The sequence below is a fragment of the Bacillus subtilis subsp. subtilis str. 168 genome, assembly GCF_000009045.1.
Taxonomy (GTDB): domain Bacteria; phylum Bacillota; class Bacilli; order Bacillales; family Bacillaceae; genus Bacillus; species Bacillus subtilis.
The window spans coordinates 2,022,530-2,041,863 of sequence record NC_000964.3; the positions used below are offsets into that span (position 1 = coordinate 2,022,530).

Annotated in this window: 22 protein-coding genes and 1 other RNA gene; 8 read left to right on the forward strand and 15 right to left on the reverse strand. The window is 39.8% G+C overall.

Going from position 1 to position 19,334, the window contains the following annotated elements; genetic code table 11:
• Positions 1-31: 31 nt before the first annotated feature.
• The 3 genes from yoaC to mswF form a co-directional block, all read right to left on the reverse strand.
• On the reverse strand, positions 32-1,495 hold the full coding sequence (yoaC, locus tag BSU_18550; RefSeq protein NP_389737.1) for a hydroxylated metabolite kinase: 1,464 nt from the start codon (positions 1,493-1,495) through the stop codon (positions 32-34).
• A gap of 17 nt (positions 1,496-1,512) precedes the next feature.
• Entirely contained in the window at positions 1,513-2,547 is a 1,035-nt protein-coding gene (gene yoaD / locus BSU_18560) for a putative 2-hydroxyacid dehydrogenase (protein ID NP_389738.1), read from the reverse strand.
• Between the two features lie 83 nt (positions 2,548-2,630).
• An RNA gene (gene mswF, locus BSU_misc_RNA_31) (AdoMet riboswitch) lies at positions 2,631-2,722 on the reverse strand.
• A 148-nt stretch (positions 2,723-2,870) separates the two neighbouring features.
• On the opposite strand from mswF, the gene yoaE reads away from it, so the two are divergent.
• A complete protein-coding gene (yoaE, locus tag BSU_18570) occupies positions 2,871-4,913 on the forward strand; it encodes a molybdopterin cofactor oxido-reductase (protein NP_389739.2) in 2,043 nt (680 codons plus the stop codon).
• 66 nt (positions 4,914-4,979) lie between these two features.
• Entirely contained in the window at positions 4,980-5,273 is a 294-nt protein-coding gene (gene yoaF / locus BSU_18580) for a hypothetical protein (RefSeq protein NP_389740.1), read from the forward strand.
• A 372-nt stretch (positions 5,274-5,645) separates the two neighbouring features.
• Here yoaF and yoaG read toward each other — a convergent pair whose 3' ends face one another.
• Positions 5,646-6,050: a putative phage-related membrane protein gene (gene yoaG, locus BSU_18590; protein NP_389741.1), complete on the reverse strand. Its 405-nt coding sequence runs from the start codon at positions 6,048-6,050 to the stop codon at positions 5,646-5,648.
• Between the two features lie 85 nt (positions 6,051-6,135).
• Complete coding sequence (locus BSU_18595) at positions 6,136-6,255, reverse strand: hypothetical protein (protein YP_009513962.1); 120 nt, start codon at positions 6,253-6,255, stop codon at positions 6,136-6,138.
• A gap of 69 nt (positions 6,256-6,324) precedes the next feature.
• On the opposite strand from BSU_18595, the gene BSU_18596 reads away from it, so the two are divergent.
• Together BSU_18596 and yozQ are read left to right on the forward strand one after the other, a co-directional pair.
• A complete protein-coding gene (locus BSU_18596) occupies positions 6,325-6,447 on the forward strand; it encodes a hypothetical protein (RefSeq protein ID YP_009513963.1) in 123 nt (40 codons plus the stop codon).
• A gap of 43 nt (positions 6,448-6,490) precedes the next feature.
• Positions 6,491-6,784: a putative sporulation protein gene (yozQ, locus tag BSU_18600; RefSeq protein ID YP_054581.1), complete on the forward strand. Its 294-nt coding sequence runs from the start codon at positions 6,491-6,493 to the stop codon at positions 6,782-6,784.
• Between the two features lie 115 nt (positions 6,785-6,899).
• Here yozQ and yoaH read toward each other — a convergent pair whose 3' ends face one another.
• A complete protein-coding gene (yoaH, locus tag BSU_18610) occupies positions 6,900-8,585 on the reverse strand; it encodes a putative methyl-accepting chemotaxis protein (RefSeq protein NP_389742.2) in 1,686 nt (561 codons plus the stop codon).
• A gap of 324 nt (positions 8,586-8,909) precedes the next feature.
• On the opposite strand from yoaH, the gene yoaI reads away from it, so the two are divergent.
• Positions 8,910-10,361, forward strand: a complete 1,452-nt coding sequence (gene yoaI / locus BSU_18620; RefSeq protein ID NP_389743.2) for a putative 4-hydroxyphenylacetate-3-hydroxylase — start codon at positions 8,910-8,912, stop codon at positions 10,359-10,361.
• 36 nt (positions 10,362-10,397) lie between these two features.
• Here yoaI and exlX read toward each other — a convergent pair whose 3' ends face one another.
• Together exlX and yoaK are read right to left on the reverse strand one after the other, a co-directional pair.
• Positions 10,398-11,096: an extracellular endoglucanase precursor (expansin) gene (gene exlX / locus BSU_18630; RefSeq protein ID NP_389744.1), complete on the reverse strand. Its 699-nt coding sequence runs from the start codon at positions 11,094-11,096 to the stop codon at positions 10,398-10,400.
• 269 nt (positions 11,097-11,365) lie between these two features.
• Entirely contained in the window at positions 11,366-12,043 is a 678-nt protein-coding gene (gene yoaK / locus BSU_18640; protein NP_389745.1) for a hypothetical protein, read from the reverse strand.
• Between the two features lie 172 nt (positions 12,044-12,215).
• On the opposite strand from yoaK, the gene pelB reads away from it, so the two are divergent.
• Positions 12,216-13,253 (forward strand): endo-pectin lyase, encoded by a 1,038-nt coding sequence (gene pelB, locus BSU_18650; RefSeq protein ID NP_389746.1) that lies wholly within the window; start codon positions 12,216-12,218, stop codon positions 13,251-13,253.
• A 256-nt stretch (positions 13,254-13,509) separates the two neighbouring features.
• A complete protein-coding gene (yoaM, locus tag BSU_18660) occupies positions 13,510-14,193 on the forward strand; it encodes a putative SOS response associated protein; defective prophage 6 (RefSeq protein ID NP_389747.1) in 684 nt (227 codons plus the stop codon).
• A gap of 340 nt (positions 14,194-14,533) precedes the next feature.
• On the opposite strand, the gene yozS is transcribed toward yoaM, so the two are convergent.
• The 5 genes from yozS to yoaP all read right to left on the reverse strand — a co-directional run bounded on the left by yozS (position 14,534) and on the right by yoaP (position 17,836).
• Positions 14,534-14,839 carry a putative permease, phage-related; defective prophage 6 gene (gene yozS / locus BSU_18669; protein YP_003097734.1) on the reverse strand — a complete coding sequence of 102 codons (306 nt, stop codon included), beginning with the start codon at positions 14,837-14,839 and terminating at the stop codon, positions 14,534-14,536.
• 232 nt (positions 14,840-15,071) lie between these two features.
• Positions 15,072-16,250, reverse strand: coding sequence for an oxalate decarboxylase (Mn2+-dependent); spore constituent (oxdD, locus tag BSU_18670; RefSeq protein NP_389748.1), 1,179 nt, complete (start codon positions 16,248-16,250; stop codon positions 15,072-15,074).
• A 122-nt stretch (positions 16,251-16,372) separates the two neighbouring features.
• Positions 16,373-16,861 (reverse strand): hypothetical protein, encoded by a 489-nt coding sequence (gene yoaO, locus BSU_18680; protein ID NP_389749.1) that lies wholly within the window; start codon positions 16,859-16,861, stop codon positions 16,373-16,375.
• A 24-nt stretch (positions 16,862-16,885) separates the two neighbouring features.
• Complete coding sequence (locus BSU_18689) at positions 16,886-17,041, reverse strand: hypothetical protein (RefSeq protein ID YP_009513964.1); 156 nt, start codon at positions 17,039-17,041, stop codon at positions 16,886-16,888.
• A 39-nt stretch (positions 17,042-17,080) separates the two neighbouring features.
• On the reverse strand, positions 17,081-17,836 hold the full coding sequence (gene yoaP / locus BSU_18690; protein ID NP_389750.1) for a hypothetical protein: 756 nt from the start codon (positions 17,834-17,836) through the stop codon (positions 17,081-17,083).
• A 307-nt stretch (positions 17,837-18,143) separates the two neighbouring features.
• Here yoaP and yoaQ point away from each other — a divergent pair, with 307 nt between their 5' ends.
• Positions 18,144-18,500 carry a hypothetical protein gene (gene yoaQ, locus BSU_18700; RefSeq protein ID NP_389751.1) on the forward strand — a complete coding sequence of 119 codons (357 nt, stop codon included), beginning with the start codon at positions 18,144-18,146 and terminating at the stop codon, positions 18,498-18,500.
• Here the strand turns inward: yoaQ and yozT are convergent.
• The gene (gene yozT, locus BSU_18709; RefSeq protein ID YP_003097735.1) at positions 18,459-18,698 is read right to left on the reverse strand and encodes a conserved hypothetical protein (putative phage origin); putative defective prophage 6; all 240 of its coding nucleotides are present in this window, start codon (positions 18,696-18,698) and stop codon (positions 18,459-18,461) included. The genes yoaQ and yozT overlap by 42 nt on opposite strands.
• A gap of 102 nt (positions 18,699-18,800) precedes the next feature.
• A complete protein-coding gene (gene yozF, locus BSU_18710) occupies positions 18,801-19,298 on the reverse strand; it encodes a putative lipoprotein (protein ID NP_389752.2) in 498 nt (165 codons plus the stop codon).
• Positions 19,299-19,334 lie beyond the last annotated feature (36 nt).

Below are 19,334 nucleotides of genomic sequence, written 5' to 3' on the forward strand. Positions count from 1 at the left end.
AATGATTCCTCAAAACAGCAGAAATTCCGTCTTAAATTAATACTTTGCTTTCTGATCCTGAAAAAAAGCGCTGTGTTTGCTTCCATTCCTCATATAAAGCCAATTCTATCTGACAGTCCTTCGGTTCGATCACCCGGACATTTGCTGACATCTCCTCCGTTAATTGAAAGGTTTCATTGCAAATGACTGCAGCACCGACGACAGATGCCTGATGATATCCCTCTTGGACATAGACCTTTTTTTGAAGAAGATCCGCGATATATTGAGTGAGCGCTTTGCTTTGGAATCCCCCTCCGCACACCCAAACATAATCACGTTCAAACGGAGTAACCTCTGTTAAAATGTCAAAGTTCCATTTGATTGAAAATGCGATCTCTTCTAGCGCTGCACGTACAAAATGTGCCCTCTTTAAATGTGCTGACAGCGGGGCATCAAAAAGAAAACCGCCTCTCGTTAACGCATTCTTTTCAGCCGATAAATAAGAGCCGAGAGCCGCTACACATGCATGGTCTTCTTTTGCAAGTGCAGAAATCTCCTCCTCCATTACTTCGTACGTTTCATTCGGATAAAAAATCTGTTTTAATTTTTGATAATTCAAGCCGGTAATTCCCGGATTCGTTTCCACAAGCCAATGCCCTTGATCCGTATGACAGTTCAACCAGGCTTTATGTTTTGTGTCGCCATGATCCTCAGTAATTTTGGTTATTGGCGTTGTTGTCCCTGATACAATGACAATGTCCTCAAGTCCAGCTCCGGTGCTTTTGACAGCCAGCTGTGTATCCCCGCCCCCTGCTATAACCTTAGCATTTATTGAAAGGCCTAATTCGGATGCATATTCATTTGCTATCGTTCCAATTGCTGTTCCCGCTCTTACAAGAGGCGGAAGGATAGATGGAGAAAAGCCGAAAATGTCGCACATCTCTTCTGACCAAGTGTTTTGCTTCACATCAAATAGCAGGGTTTCTGTTGCCTGTGATGGTTCATATGTTAATATTCCGCTCAGTTGGTACGTCACCCAATCACTGATGCTTGTAAAGCTTGCAGTCTTTTCCCATAAAGAGGGCTGGCGCTGTTTTAATCCATAAAGCTTGAGCGCAGAAAAAAGTGCAGTTGGCAGGCGGCCTGTGCTGCTGTATATCTCTTCCCAATCGGGAATGCCCGCCTCCCACTCTCGGCCGCGATTATCGATGTTCGGCAGCCCGAGAAAAGGATTGCCGTTTTGATCAATCAAAACAATCCCCTGTCTTTGGCTCGTCGATGTCAAACCAATGATGTCAATATCACACGAACGGGATAGCGCACGTTTTGCCAAATTCATCACCTGCTTCCACAGCACCTGAGGAGAAAAATAACGGCTGTCCGGGTAAAGCGTCTCTGTGGAATACTCGATGTCCTCCCGTTCAACTGTTAGAACACTGCCAGTTACACTCACGACCGCTACCCTCGCATTGCCTGTGCCAATATCAAAAACGAGATAGCCTTTTTGTTTTTTCATTCTGTTAGCCTCCTTTCTTATCCCCCTGTTTTCAGTGCGTCCTTGTTATACATTGTCTGAATATTAAGAGTTTTTTCACCCTTCCACTTTTTGAGGGCTTTATTCAGTATCGTCACGTGATGATCCTCCACTTCAAATGTTGCTCCAGCGAGATGCGGTGTTGCCAGAACATTAGGCAATGAAATCAATTCATAATCTGATTCCTCTGGAGGTTCATGATAAAAAACGTCTAGTATCGCACCGCTGATTTTATGTTCTTTTAATACAAATAAAAGATCTTCACGGTTTACAACAACTGCTCTTGAAGTATTAACGAAAATCGCACTCTCTTTCATCAGATCAAAATATTGCCGATCTATCAGTCCGAGTGTTTCCTCAGTGCGAGGCAGATGGACAGAAACGATATCGCTGTCTGAAAACACCGTTTTAAGAGATGCTTTTTCATACAACGGATGATCGTCTTGAATGTATGGATCGTAATATTTTATCTTACAGTCAAACGCAGTCAGCAGTTTTGCAATCCTTTGCCCGACTGCGCCGAACCCAATCATGCCAACCGTTTTTCCTGTTAGCTCATTTCCTTTAAATTTGACATAAGCCTGCAGGTAATCACTGTCCCACTCTCCATCCTTCAGCCACTGATTCGAGGCGCTGGTATGGCGCAGAAAGGAAATCACATTTCCAATAAACATTTCGGCAACGGCTTGTGCATTCCGCCCTGGTGTATAAAAAACAGGTATGCCCCTTTTTGAGGCAGCTGCCACATCCACATTTGAGGGCATTCCCCTGCAAACACCGACAAATGAAAGTTCGGGAACAGAAGCAAATACGCTGTCTGTTACCTGATCAAGTTCAGTAATCAAGCCTGTCGCATTTGTTGCTTTTAGCAGCTGAATGAGTTCATCCTCCCGATATGCCCTACCTTGTTCCTTCCAAGATTGATAAGCAACTGAGCCAAACAAGTTTTCAAGCTCTTTTCGTCCTTCTTCGTTGTACGGTGCTGTAACCAAAACCGTCATGCTGCAAAACATCCTTTTCATCGTATTTTTCATAAAAAAAATCTCTTTCCGAAGATGGAAAGAGATTCATATATAGGCGCGCTCTGTTACAGGCAGACGCCGGTATAAACCTTGCTTTCCTATCTTTCAAGCTAGCGCTTGCTGGAATTGGCACAATAATGTTGCCGAGGTTTCATAGGGCCAGTCCCTCCACCTCTCTGGATAGAAAATATTGAGTATGTAATTTTCAGAATGAAGAATACGTTTATCATAAAGAAGACTCAGATTGATGTCAATCTCTTTTTTTCAGAATTGACGTTATCATCGGAAATGTTATAATTCTTACAAAATATCTAACTAGAGAGAGGAACTGGGCCATGAGATCTTTTGCCACACAACAAAACGGCATTTTCAAATCCGTTTGCTCGCTGGACTGCCCGGATCAGTGCGGATTGTTAATACATAAAAAAGACGGGAAAATCGTAAAAGTGCAAGGAGACCCTGATCATCCTGTCACAGCTGGAAACATATGCAACAAAGTCCGGAATATGACGGAGCGCATCTATGATGAAAAGCGGCTGACTACACCGCTCAAACGAACAGGTGCGAAAGGCCAAGCGATATTTGAACCGATTTCCTGGAAAGAGGCAATCGATACGATCACCTCCCGCTGGAAACAGCTGATTGATGAAGAGGGAGCTGAAAGCATACTTCCTTACAGCTTTTACGGAAATATGGGGAAATTGACAGCTGAAGGAATGGACCGCCGCTTTTTTTACCGCATGGGGTCAAGCCAGCTTGAACGGACGATTTGCAGCAAAGCGGGATCTGAAGGCTATAAATATACAATGGGCATAAGCGCGGGAATCGATCCTGAGGAAACCGTTCATACAAAACTATTTATTTTTTGGGGAATCAACGCGGTCAGCACAAATATGCACCAAATTACGATCGCCCAAAAAGCGCGAAAAAAAGGTGCCAAAATTGTCGTGATCGATGTGCATAAAAATCAAACAGGACGTCTTGCAGATTGGTTTATCCCAATAAAACCGGGAACCGACAGTGCACTTGCTCTTGGCATCATGCACATTTTATTTAAAGAAAACCTTCATGATGAAGCATTTCTGTCCGAGTACACGGTTGGCTATGAAGAGCTCCGTGAACACGTGAAACAATATGATCCTGAAAAGGTATCGACGATCACCGGTGTCAGTACCGAAGATATTTACCGACTGGCAAAAATGTACGGGGAAACCTCCCCTTCTTTTATCAGAATCGGAAACGGACCCCAGCATCACGATAACGGGGGGATGATTGTAAGGACGATTGCCTGTCTTCCGGCGATCACCGGCCAATGGCTGCACACAGGGGGCGGCGCAATTAAGCATAACAGCGGAATTTTAGAATATAACACAAATGCCTTGCAGCGGCCCGACTTATTGAAAGGGCGCACCCCGAGGTCGTTTAATATGAATCAGCTTGGCAGGGTGCTTTTGGAAACAGACCCGCCGATTCGCTCTCTATTTATTTACGGAACGAACCCTGCCGTCGTCGCGCCCGAAGCAAACAAAGTCAGACAGGGCTTGCTGCGGGAAGACTTGTTTACTGTGGTTCATGATTTGTTTTTAACGGAAACGGCTGCATATGCGGACATTGTACTGCCTGCAACATCCGCTTTTGAAAATACTGATTTTTACACCTCCTACTGGCACCATTACATTCAGCTTCAGCAGCCGGTGATTGAGAGATATGGGGAAAGCAAGTCTAACACTGAGGTTTTCCGATTACTGGCTGAAGCCATGGGATTCACAGACCAGGAGCTTAAAGATTCAGATGAAGTATTAATCCGCCAGGCGCTTGACCATCCAGATAATCCGCATTTGGCAGAGATTGATTACGATTCACTTACTAAGCATTCATTTATGAAAGCGAAACGTGAAAAGCCGCTGTTTCCGGGCGAACTTCCAACGCCAAGCGGAAAAATAGAATTATATTCAGAAAAAATGAAACAAGACGGCTTCCCTGCTTTACCGACATATACACCTCTTGTAACCGATAATGAACATCCGTTTATGTATGTTCCGGGGCCAAACCATAATTTCTTAAACTCAACATTTTCCAATAATGAAAAACACATCAAGCTTGAAAAGACGCCAAAGCTCTTTATCAACACAAAAGATGCTGAAAAACACGGAATCGTTGATGGGGCACCTGTACGAATTTGGAACAGCCGGGGAGAATGCGAGCTGACCGCTGCAGTTGGAGAACAAGTGCTGCCAGGTGTCGTTGTCAGCCAAGGATTATGGGCGGATGAACAAGGAAAAAAACAGCTTGTAAACGCGCTAACCCCAGATCGCTTGTCCGATATGGGCGGCGGCGCCACCTTTTTTTCAGGCCGTGTACAGATTGAAAAGGTTTGAAAAATAATGAAACCCGGAGTATGCCAAGCCCGTATAACATAACATCGACATAATGGAGGCATACACATGGACGTTTTTTTAGGAATTGGTATTGCTTTGGCTGGATATTTTATCGGTGAAGGCTTAAAGCAGAGGAACCAAACCAAAGGTAATGAACAAAATGATATCTTCCTAATAAAAGAACGGGATATTTACTTTTACATTGGACTTTTTTTAGGAATAACAACGACTGAAGCAAAACAGTTAGCTGGAGACATGGCAGACCTGCCTTACATCGAAATAAACGGAAAAAAATATGTCCAGAAACATATGTTAAAAGATTGGACATTCACATTAGTTGAAAAACATCAGGGTGAATAAAACAAATCTGAGGAGAGCGAGATTCATTGTCACGCTCTCCTCTGTTTAGCTGTATGGATCCTGCCACCAAAACTTTGTGCTATAAGCGCTGATAAAACGATAAACCACCATCTATGTTCTTTCCTCAAACAACTCAAGATGCCCGTTCCACAACAATAGTTTTTATATTCCTTTGATGACGTGATGTTCTTGATGAACGTATGTATCGTAAAACACTTAGAAAACCTATTCGGTTTGAATGTGTGCTCTCATTATGCCCCCATACTGCGCCTTTATCCGCGGAGGATTTTTTTAAAAAAATATGAAACCTAAAGCTTTTAGATCCTGAATTTTTATTGAACCTCCATATTTCTCCGATTGGTAAAAATTAGCCTATACACCGGAAGCTGTACGTTTATAAAGGATCAGAGAATCCCATAACCAGTAAATCACTGCAGCCGCAATACTTAACATATAATAAAAGTACGATTGCAATGTCCATGCTATTGACGCAGGTTCATTGATAACAAAAAACAGGAAAGCTGCGATAAAAGCAACCACACTGTAAATCAATAGGTACATGACATTGAAAGTTCTCGCTTTTTTCTGCAACTTCATTTGGAGCGGAACAGCAAAAAGGCCATACACCACAAAACCGTATAATAAAGCAATTGCTGCCGTAAACAATGCAATTATCATATCGCCATACATAACGAAAGAATAAAACCCTAATAACAAACCAAATGTAAGGCTGGATAGCCCTAATGTCATTAAATAATATGATGCGATTTTTTTCATTTTTTCACCCCCCTTGTTTGATTTATTCACAGTGCTGTTAGTATAAATTCACAACCTTTGTATTTCTTTTATCGAGATGTCTTCCCTAACGTGCTATACGCAATGCGCTAATAAAAGGTTTCAAAAATGACGTTCTTTTATTAGATAATACGCTGGCTGAAAACGCCTCTCCTGATTGGCCAAAGCGCGAATGAAAAAAGTGCATGAATACCTGCCCAACAGACAGAATAAGAAGAGTTGATATTTCAACACTTTTCGTAAAGGGGTGAAACCAATGAGTAAGAAAGGTATTCAAAATTCAAGTATTGAACAAATAAGAAATGACCATGAGACTGAAACAGCTTTTAAAGCAGATGATCCTAAAAAACACGGTTCCGATCCTAAAAGAACGAAATAAGTTCTTACCCCCACTAAAATATCAATAATCTGGAGGAAGTAAAGTGACTCAAAAAAACGGTGCAGACAGACCTGATGATTATAAAAGATTTTCTTCATTAGACAAGGAATATGATTTTCAGCAATCTATACGCAGCAATACTGAGACAGAAAGTGTAAACACTGAAACACAAACTCATAACAAAGAAAACAAAAATGACACAACAGATGTTGCCGGGAAATACTTTGAGCCCTCAGATTATAAAGGAAGCACGCAATTAGAAAAAGGATTGGCTGAAACTCATGAACAGGTCAGCGATGACTATTTTGAAGGGACAATCGATCAAAATTTGGACTAGCCATACAAACGGAACTAACTTAAAAGAAGTCAGTTAACTCTGTTTTTAGAAACAACCACAGTAAAAGTAGCCAACCCCCACCGAATAAGATGGGGGTTGCACGTAAGTAGCCTGTTTAATATTTAAAACGATTAATGACGGTTTGAAGTTCTTCTGCCAACTGAGATAGAGATTCTGCGGCATAGGAGATTTCCCCCATTGAATGAAGCTGTTCCTGTGATGAATTTGCAACCGCTTCTGTATTTGCTGACGTTTCTTTTGTACCAGCAGCCAATGTATGAACTGTGTGCTGAATCACTTCAACGCCTGAAGTAAGCTGTTGAGTTGCTGCTGCAACTTCTTGTATTTGAGAAGTGACCTGTTCCACCAGGTTCAGTATTTCATTGAAATTTCCTGTTGTCTCTTGAGAAAGAACAATACCTGAGCTCACATTTTCTTGAACAACTTTAATATTATTTACCGTTTCTATCGATTCGTTTTGGATGGTCGCTACCACCGATTGGATGTGGTTTGCAGATTTATTTGTTTCATCCGCCAACTTCCGAACTTCTTCTGCCACCACAGCAAATCCTTTTCCTTGCTCTCCGGCTCTGGCCGCCTCGATCGCTGCATTTAGTGCCAACAAATTTGTCTGCTCTGAAATCGTCGTGATAAGCGAAGAGATATCGCTGATTTCTGCTGTGCTCGCTACCAATGTTTGCAATCCATTGCCGGCTGAATCTACAGATTTATCAATGAATTTCATCTGGTCTAACATCTTGTTGACGGACTTAGAGCCTATTTCAGCCTTGTCTCTCATCGAAGAAGAAAGATCCGCTATGTTCCCTGTATTTGAAGCGACTGATGATATACTGTCTAATAATTCAGTGATGGATTCTGCGCTCTTTTCTGTCATTGAGCTTTGCTTCACATTGCTGTCGGCAGCCATCTGCATGGCTCGTGAAATATGTTCAGATGTTGATTTCGATTCTTCCGCGCTTGCCGATAATTCTTCAGAGGAAGCGGCGACTTGTTCAGATGAGCTGCTGATCTGCTTCACAATTTGAGTTAATGAATGAGTAAAAGAATTAAAAGATTGGGCAAGCTGGCCAAATTCATCTTTATTTTTCACAATGACTTTTTTGGTTAAATCAGCCTCGCCGTGTGCAATTTCCTCCAGCTGCTTATTTATGCTTCTTAGTGGCACCATAATGGACTTTAACAGCATTATGCTTAGAACAATGCCTAATATTACTGATATCCCTGTGACAATGATAATGAGCGATTGACTCATTTTCCCATTGCCCTGTATTTCATCCTTTAGATCCTCTACCTCTTGATCCAGGCGATCAGACAGCTTATTGACAGCCGGAGCTACGCCTTCTTTTCTTATTGTTCTTTCTTCTCCAAAATGGATGGTTTCTGCTTTTTTAGGATTTGAAGAGTAGGCTGTTACTACTTGCTGATTCAAAGCTCTATACTGAGTAAAACTTGTCTTAATGTCTTCAATATTGGATTGATACTTCTCTTCATCAATCAAGTCATTAACCCGGTCAAGGCTCTTTAAGACATCGTCTGCTTTTCCCTTCATACCCTCGTCGTATTCTTTGTCTCTGGTAATCAAGAAGCCTCTTTCATCATTTGATAACCCGGTCAATTCATATTGGATGTGTTTTATCTCTTTTTGGAATTCCATTTTGTCTTTAAGTTCTTCATTCTTTTTCACAGTAGAAGAAATCATAAATACTGAGGAGCCTCCAATTCCAATAATTGAAACAACTAATATTGATATAATCCCCAGCAATTTTGTTTTCACTTTCATGTGTCGTTTTCCCTTTCCGCACAATGTAATGGCTGAAATAAAATATGTTCAAGCGCGTTTGAATCCAATTCGCTTACGCTCATGTCCATAATATCGACACGTGTTATCAAGTTTTATAGTGATATTCTTATATGAATAAGCAAATTCTTTACGTCTCTGAACTTACAGAAAAACCTTAAGTAAAATTTGCAGTCTTTTGCGGTATGTAAGTCACTCTTATTCGTTTTTCTAAAAAAGGCTTTTCCCACCTCAAATTGGCTGAACCGGCTGTTTTCTCGAAAATATAATACAATACGCAGCATAATATGAAGGAGCGAAACTTAAATGGGGATCATCAATGGTAAAGAATTCATTGACCGATTGAATAAACTAGAAAACGAAATATGGTATGATGGCGAAAAAATAAAGGGTAACATTTCTGAGCATCCTGCATTTAAAGGAATAATCAAAACAAAAAGCTCACTTTATGAATTGCAAACAAAGGATGAGTTAATACATGAAATGACTTATTGCCTTCCTGGAGATCATAATCGAATCGGCCTTTCCTATCTCCAGCCTAAAACAAAAAATGATTTGAAAAAAAGAAGGACCATGATTGAACATTGGGCTAGACATACTCATGGAATGATGGGGAGAAGTCCGGATTACATGAATACGGTTATGATGAGCTTTGCTTCGTCAGCGGAGCTTCTAAAAGATAAAGAGAATTGCTTTCCTGAACATATACTAGATATGTATGAACAAGCTGCTAAGCATGACCTTTCCTTTACCCATACATTCATTACTCCGCAAGTGAACCGGTCACAGTCCTATTTTGGGCTAAGTGAAAAACCGATATCTGCTAAAGTCATTGATAGAACCGAAAAAGGTTTAATGATTCATGGCGCACGACTGCTTGCCACACAAGGCGGGTTGACCGATGAAATCTTGGTTTTTTCAGCGCCTAAATTTTTCTTTGAAACAGATGAAGCTTATGCTTTTTCAATCCCTTCTAATACAAAAGGCGTAAAATTCATCACAAGAGAATCATTTGTATTAAGCGACTCTTCCTTTAATCATCCCTTAAGCTCAAGGTATGAAGAAATGGATTCAATTGTGGTTTTTGATCATGTGTTAGTGCCGTGGAATCGTGTGTTTTTTTACGATAATGTGGAAGCAGCTAAAGATTTTATGACAAAAAGCTCTTTTCATGCCTTTACCTTTCACCAGGTTGTCATTAGGCAAATGATAAAAATTGAATTTCTATTAGGTGTTGCACAGCTTCTTGTCGACACCATTAATGTTTCCGAATATCAGCACATCCAAGAAAAGCTCTCAGAAATCATTGTGGGATTGGAAACAATCAAAGCCCTCATTGACAAATCGGAAAATGATGCTCAGTTAGATGAATTCGGCTATATGCGCCCCTGTTTAATTCCTCTTCAAGTCATCAGTACGATCATTCCTAAGCTATATCCTCGATTTACTGAAATCATACAATTAATTGGAGCTAGCGGAATGGTGACACTGCCTACCGAAAATGCATTTGACTCAGAGATACGGGAAGATCTTGACCAATATCTTCAAGCAACCAATACAAATGCTGAAGAACGTGTGAAAATTTTCCGTTTGGCATGGGATTTAACAATGAGTTCATTCGGAACTAGACAAACTCACTACGAAAGATATTTTTTCGGAGATCCTATTCGGATTTCAAGCAGGCTGTATACCAGTTATCCAAAGCAGGAGCAGTTGAACATGATTAAAACATTTTTACATGCAGATACAGAACATTGAAAAAACAGCGGGAAAAGATCCGCTGTTTCGTATTTTTTATTCAGGAAACTGAACATGGCCCGGTACTGTATAGGCTTTGGACGTTCCGCTTTCAGGCAGCTTTGGAATGGTGTCTTTCACAACTTTTCCGCGGATGTCAGTCATTCTGACTTTGAGAGAGCCAGTACCTAAATTCGTACTCACAAAATGGTTATAGTCCATTTTCTCCATGTTGATCCACTTACCATCCTTTTCATATTCCATTTTCATAACAGGATACTTGTGATTTCTGACTTGGATTGCTGCCCACCACCTGCTGCTGCCTTCTTTGATCCGGTACGTGAAATTGCCGGTGATTGGGGCTTTGACAACACGCCATTTAATATTGATTTTTCCGTCTTTCATATTGCCGATTTTACGGAAGGCATTAGGTGACAGATCAAGAGCTCCCCGAGCGCCTTCGGGATAAAGATCAGTAACATATACGGTTGTTTTCCCTTTTGGCCCTTCAACTTCCAAATAAGAGCCGGCAAGTGCCGCTTTTACTCCTCCGTAATTGAGATCCGCCGGATTTATTGCAGTAATCTCCATATCGGAAGGAATGGGATCCAGCAGGAAAGCTCCTCCTGAATAGCCTGACCCTGTATACGTTGCATAACCTTCATGCAGGTCGTCATATGCTGCCGAAGCTTGCGGGGAAAAACAGAAGATCGTCAACAAAACCATACCAACAAATGCACTCATGATCTTTTTCATATTTGGTCCTCCTCAAACCAGACTTCAAATGAGAATCATTATCATTATAAGACTCAATCCATCTGGTTTGAAAGAGGAAATAGATTCATAGTTGATTTTAAGGCAAATTCACTATCATTCATATATCAAATGTAGGTACTTATGAAAAAGCCAATACAAATGAACGAATGTGCACTTCAGCCGAATGTCTTATTTTTCCCTCTCAAAATTCGCATTTCAATAACGAAATGAAACAGGCTGTTGGCCTGATAACAGCTATACAGGAAAAGCTATTTTTCCCCGCTCAGTTTCAACTTAGCTGTCATCATGATGCCAAAGATCAGCACAATCGGAACCCAAATAATGAAGTGATAAAAATCAGGCTCAGCCAGAGCAACAATAATAGCCCCTACACAATACAAAATAATAGCCAGTGCTCTTAACACAGTATCTCTTAAGAAAGTCTTCTTTTGCTTCTTAAAAAACAAACGGCCGGATATATCCTCTAAAAGAGAAGCCAAAGTGCCGGTCAACACAGTTGAAGAAATACCTGCAATCCCCAGTTTTTTTGCTGCTGTAGTTTGAATCCCCATAGAAATGCTCATGAGTATAATTAGAATGTGCACAGGAACAAATGCCCGGTAAAAAGAAAGACAAGCAAAGACAAACAAAATGAATGCTTCAAGTGCGAGGGCTTTTGTCACAGCAGAAGGCCAAAGGGTATTTTCCGCCTTTCCGACCATCAATGTAGCAATGATCACGCCGCATATAAATCCGATTAGCGCAGTCAAGGAATTAAAAACAGTGACCTGAATGGATTTGCCGATAGCTAACCCCAATAATACAATGTTTCCAGTCATATTAGCTGTGAACACATGTCCCAGGCTTAAATACCCGATTACATCCACGATTCCAGCTGTTAAACATAAAAGTGATAGCAAGGTGTTTCGATAAGCTGCTGCAGTCAACGGTGTATCAATCCTTTCTTCTATTTCAATTGTTAGTATGTCTTTTGGCGCAATCTCTATTTTTTAAGTAACCCAACATTAATTAGGAAGATAGAACCTATTATTCCTTTCCATTAACTGTAATAATAATCCCCGCAAGGAAATGATTAAAATTGAAAGGAAGCATATTGTGATGAAACGACTTTGTTTATGGTTCACCGTCTTTAGCTTGTTTTTGGTTCTCTTGCCTGGAAAAGCATTAGGTGCAGTCGATTTTCCGAATACCTCAACAAATGGCCTTTTAGGTTTTGCCGGAAATGCCAAAAATGAAAAAGGCATCTCTAAAACGGGCACAACGGGTGGAAAAAACGGGCAGATTGTTTACATTCAAAGCGTAAATGATTTAAAAACCCATCTAGGAGGATCCACTCCGAAAATTTTAGTGCTTCAAAATGATCTTTCCGCATCTGCGAAAACAACAGTTACCATTGGCTCAAATAAAACACTCGTGGGCTCTTACGCGAAAAAAACGCTGAAAAATATTTATTTAACAACTTCATCAGCTTTTGGAAATGTCATTTTTCAAAATTTAACGTTTGAACACAGTCCGCAGATTAACGGAAATAATGATATCCAGCTTTATTTAGATTCCGGTATGAACTATTGGATTGATCACGTCACATTCTCAGGTCATAGCTATAATGCAAGCGGAAGCGATTTGGACAAACTCGTGTATATCGGAAAATCCGCAGATTATATCACGATCAGCAACTCAAAATTTGCGAATCATAAATACGGTTTGATTTTAGGATACCCGGATGATTCTCAGCATCAATATGACGGCTACCCCCACATGACAATCGCCAATAATTATTTTGAGAACTTGTATGTTAGAGGCCCAGGTCTGATGAGATACGGTTACTTTCATGTTAAAAACAATTACAGCAATAATTTTAACCAGGCGATTACAATTGCTACAAAAGCAAAAATATATTCCGAATATAATTACTTTGGGAAAGGCAGTGAAAAAGGCGGCATCCTTGACGACAAGGGCACTGGTTATTTCAAAGACATAGGCAGCTATCCATCACTCAACAAGCAAACCTCTCCGCTGACTTCTTGGAATCCTGGGTCAAACTATAGCTATCGTGTCCAAACGCCGGAATATACAAAAGAATTTGTCACGAAATATGCCGGATCACAAAGTACAACTCTGGTATTTGGCTACTGATATAAAAGAGGCCCTGCGTTAAAAACGCTGTGCCTCTTTTTATACTATAGGCTATTTTTAAGCGATCCTTGTAATTCCATCAAGATCCAGCGTCGGTCAAACTAAAAAGCATATGTTCTTTTCCACAATAACTTCTTAACTGGCTTTCTTATTATACCAGTTTATCGCAAGTGAAAAGAAATCATTGTTCTGAACCTGTATTAAATGAACGATCGTCCCACAAACTACTTAAAAACCCCTAAAAAGGATGATGGATATGTGCGGCAGGTTTACTTTGTACTCTGCATTTGATGATATTATTGACCAGTTTGACATCGATCAATTTTTTCCTAAAGGTGAATACCAGCCAAGCTATAATGTCGCACCATCACAAAACATCCTTGCAATCATCAATGATGGATCAAATAATCGCTTAGGCAAGCTTAGATGGGGACTTATTCCACCTTGGGCAAAAGATGAAAAGATCGGTTATAAAATGATCAATGCTCGAGCCGAAACAATTACCGAGAAACCGGCCTTTCGAAGACCGCTTGTCAGCAAACGCTGCATCATACCAGCAGACAGTTTTTATGAATGGAAACGGCTTGATTCCAAAACCAAAATCCCAATGCGGATCAAATTGAAATCATCTGCTCTTTTTGCGTTTGCTGGCTTATATGAAAAGTGGAGCACACATCAAGGATACCCTCTTTATACCTGCACCATCATAACAACTGAGCCTAATGAGTTCATGAAAGATATACACGACCGAATGCCGGTTATATTGGCCCATGATCATGAAAAGGAGTGGCTTAACCCCAAAAATACAAGCCCTGATTATCTGCAAAGTTTGCTGCTGCCTTATGATGCTGATGACATGGAAGCATACCAGGTTTCATCATTAGTAAATTCACCCAAAAATAATTCAGCTGAGCTTCTTGATGCAGAAAATCATATGTAGTGATTGAAAAAATTCTCTAGCAAGAACTTGTCAAATAGCTTTGTTCCTTAGGTGCCAATCCCTCTAGTAATTATGAATATTTAGTACATAGATCAATTAGTTATCTTTAGCATCAGTTTGAAATAATTTTATTATGTAAACTTAAATAAGCAATGTTATTCCTTTCATATAAAATAGTTTACATTTTTATAAAATCGCTTCACTTTTCTATTTTGTCAGCAAAAAAACTGAACCACATTAAACTTATGAAACCTGCCGCACCTGTGGATTGCAAATATGATATAAGCCCATAGAGGTAAATCCATACACTTTCCCTCCTAAGAATTAAATGAAATTTCTTTCATCTTACATGAAGGTCTTCTTTCTTTTGTTTATCCAGTGTAATACTTAATAATATGTTGATGAATGCAGCTGGAAAATATATAAATCCCACTCCAAGAATGCCTAGTATCGTACTTAAACTTACTATGTAATTCTTTGTCATCGTTTGACTGTCAATCAATATTAGAAGTGAAATCAATCCAGCTAAAACACCTATAAACCAAGCATCGCCAACAGCATAAGAATCATCCAGCATCCCTAACCATCGCCCCAATATAGAGCTCCCAATGGCAGTCAAACTGGATAAAAATATGAGTGCTTTCATTTCTTCTCCTCCTTTAAAGCCAATCAAACTGGTAGAAATCGGCCATTGAATCCCCATTATCGAATGGTTACCATTTCATTTCCACATTAACATTTTAAAGCTCATTACAATACGATTCAAGCAGAAAAACCCTACATAACGTATATATAGGGATTTAATAAAACACAGGCCAAAATTCAGCTCTATCTACTTTAAAAAGATATGAAGGGCAGCTGTGTGATCTGTTACGTCTTTACGTACCGGGATATTTCACAACAGGCACTTTCTTCTTGCGCAGAGAATCAAGCATGACTGATCCAGCATTCAAGTTGCTTTGTACTAATTCTTTAGGCGTCAATGCCATCCACTGATTGAGTGACACATCTGCATAGCGGTTACTTTTGAACATTTCTAAAAACCATAATGTTTCTGTACCAGTGTTTTGTATATAGTGTCCGGCATTAGAAGGCACGTATCCAACGTCGCCTGCTCTATAATCAAATGTGCGGGCAGTCCCATTTCCGATAAATACCGTCATTCGTCCCTGTCCTGTTAGATAATATTGCCACTCATCGCTATTGGGATGCCAATGAAGCTCTCTCATCGCGCCAGGCTCAATCTGAACAAGTGCAGCGGCTATCGTTTTTGAAATTGGGAAGTTAGAAGAATCCACAATTCGTACACTCCCCCCTGGCATTTGAATTGGGGGTTGATTTAACAGCTCGTGTTTAAAGGTCATGGGGACTTTTCCATATGGTGACTGAATGTCTTCACTGGCGACTGATCCCGGCACATTCCCTTGGTAGATATAGACTTGCTCAGACGGAAGAGAGTTGAAAGCATTCTCCGGGACACCGAAATTTGCAGACAGAACATCTTTTGGTGTGTGTGCAAGCCAATCTGAAATGGTTAACGTTGAAAACTCAGAAAAGTTCCCATCATCGAAAACGAGCAGAAACTCGCAGTGTTCCAATCCCTGTATGGAATGCGGAATTCCTGCCGGGAAGTACCAAAGGTCGCCGGGACCAACATCAGCAATGAAATTTCGTCCGTCTTGGTCAACAGCGGTGATACGTGCCCGTCCCAAAAGCATATAAGCCCACTCCGCTTGCTTATGCCAATGAAGCTCGCGGACGCCTCCCGCAGTTAAGCTCATGTTTACACCTGCAATCGCAGTCGAAATCGGAAGCTGTCTTACGGTGATTTCTCTTGACCAGCCGCCGTGATCTAATTTCATGGGAGCGTCTGAGAATGAAAATCTCAAGTTAGGAATCATACCCTCATCTGTAACAGGCGGAACAAATATATTCGGATTTTGAATATCCCGTATTATATTTCGCGGGCCTGTATCAATAGCTCCAGCTCCATCACTTCGAATAGGCTGCGGCACGTTTCTGTCTTCATGATTGATTGGTTGTTGTTCCAACAGCATGCACCTCGTTTTAGAAATGAACAAGATTTTATTTCAGCCTATGCAGAATCTTAGATTGCTGTGCCTAGGAATCCGCAAATAAAAAAGTGACCACCAATGTGATCACAAATACATCAAATAAACTATTTTTTATACCATGGCTTCTTATGTAATTTGATTGCTTCTGTCTGTTTTTTCTGGCCTGTCCTCCACTCCACTTTTACTAATACATCATGACCTATCACTTCATCTTCAGGCATATAATCAAAGGTGGAAATATGGTCCTCCATGCGTCCCCCACCCGGCATTTCATCACCTGTGTACTCCGATAAGTCGTACTCATCTACGTTATCATCTTGATACTTTTCGCCATCTACATACAGAGTAATTCTTTCAACAACAGTCCACTTTTCTTCCTTCTTACTCCCCTGCCAATATAGATTTAGAAAATAATTGGGTCCAATTGAAGTTTTGTCTGATTTTTCAAGGTTAGACATCCACAGTCCGCTTTTCCCGCTGCCCTCATATTTCACTTTGTTCCCTGACACCATTACAAATAATGTGATGATGCAGATGATCAAGAATCCAGCAATGATCAATAGCCATTTCTTAATATTGTTCTTTTTTCTCATGTTTTTCCTCACTTTCCTAACTTTTTAGTAGGAAAATACGATCAAAATGTTACCGAAAAGAAAATAAGAAAGGGCTAATGATCTAACAGATGACTGTCTAAACTTTTGACTTAAATTAAAGTGCTTTCTAAAGACAAGATTAAAACGTATAACAGCTCTTAAATGCATTTTTTGTTTCATTGAGTCAAGAACCTTAAAATGGCTTTTTATTATTAAAAATCAAGCTAGTGTATTAAGTAACTTTTCAAATTTATTTATACTCATGATCTCGTGAGTCACAAATCTCCCATCAAAAAAAACGCTAAAAGTTGTCCAAATAGCTGGTGACTTTTGTGCCTCTTCTTTCGATGATAACTGAATTGACTGAAATTGAACCCCTTTCTTTTCAGTCAATTCCCGCAAATCATTTATCATGCCCACTGCAAACGGACACTGAGCTGTATAGTATATCGTAATCCCCTTTTCATTGATAGAATCACTTTTCACCTGGCTCTTAAATGCAGGAGAATCTGCAAGGCCATTCCAAGTCAAAGCCATTAATTGAAAATAAGGGGCAGCTTCATCTTGTAGAGTAAACCCCATATGCTCAAAGAAATGCTTATCACTTAAATAGGGCAGTTTTTTCTTGCCTGCGATATGGATAATGCCATCCATGCCGCACGCTTTCGCATCTGCTATACATTTGTCCAACAATCGTTTCGCATGACCGTTATTTTTATATCTGCCAGACACCCACAGACAATTAATGTACATAAAATTAGGCGCATTGATAGGCACCCATGCCTCATTCGCAGGTAGGTATTCAATAAAGACTTTTGCCCGTTCATGTAAGCGATAGAACACCAATCCTTCATCCATTCGAGCTTTGAGCCATCTCTTCTTTTCATTAACTGCATGCTCATATTGTTTCGTGCTTAATGCACAGCAAATATGATTGTCTTCAATATTGTCCTTTGTGATTTCAATGTAGCACATCTCCTCTTTCCCCCCTTTAACATAATTACATGGAATTCAACTTCACACTTTACATGCCTAATAGAATAAATACCCGTTCCAACTTAAATACTTTTTCTTTTCCATTTTGCCAATTAACTGTAAAACCCTTCTTTTATTCAGATATTATCTTGATTCCTATATCACCCATTTCAAATCCAAAGTGTGTTCATCTTTGAGGATTAGATGCACTGCTTATGCTATAAATACAGTACACGAAGTTTTTTATTTGAAGTAATATTTGTTACGGGACAGCAATAGTAAATAAGTGATAAAAGGGGAATTAAACTTGGTGGAAAAATGTTATTCTTGTTTAATTTGCGGATACAAAGGATTAATTCAAAATCCTTTGTATAAAGGCGAGTATCAAAAAACGTTTGACATTTGTCCATGTTGCGGTTTTGAATTTGGCTACAGTGAGGATCATGATGTGAGGTTAGGTTTTATTGTAACTCCTGATCATTTAATTGAGGCTGCATTTCAATTGTATCGCAAACAATGGCTTGAGAGCGGGATGGTAATTGCTCATCCGGAAGATATTCCAGAAGAATTGAAAAATGGCAATTGCTTAAAATTTGAAGTTTTGTTGAAACAATTGAAAAAACTAAATCTTGACATAGAAAATTTTGAAATTAGCGGTTTTTAATGATGAAACAGGTTGCACTTGTTTAGGTTTCACTGTCATTATCAGTAAAATGTTAAGTTGAAATGCGCAATCAGTCACAAAGTCTCTATTCGTATTCAATAAAGACTTTGTGATCATCGACAAACATTTCACTCCCATCGGATAAAGTATCCAAAAGGCCTCCTCTGGTTCTTCTCTATAGTCATTAATCACAGTCACTTTGACATTTGACTCAGCTATGATTGGTTTTCCAACAATTTTTCGTTTTTTCCTCAGGCAAAGTAAGAGATCGAATCATCAAAGCCATTCCATCTTTACTGTCTAATTAACGCCATCTTCAGTGAATTTAAAGGTCTGTTTTAAATTGCGTCCTTCTTGCCCCTTCTGTGTCCAAATTATAACAACCTCTAATTCAGAGGCCTTATCTGCCAGCATAAAATGATTGAACTTCAGCGGTGAGCCATCATTTAAACTTTCAGCTAACATTTTAGAATCTTCTTTTGGTTTGACACAATTTTCATCGGGACATCCAAAAAGCGAAAACCTTGTGATTGAATTAGGGTCATTTCTATACAATTGCACATCCACTGTAGCTGCTTTTTCCCCTATATTTTTGACTTCCAAGGAATATACTTGATATTCTCCTTTATGAGGTCTCGTAAATTCCTTTACATTTTTTGCTTCACTTACTTTTACTGACCACTGGTCTGTTTTTTGTGTAATAGGCAACACCGTAAAAGTCAGGGCATGCGCTTTTGATTGGCAAAACGTAAATCCAACTGCTGTAAAAACAATTACAGAAAATAATACCCTTTTCACTTCATTTATCCCTCCTTCCTTTCACTGGCCGCTCCT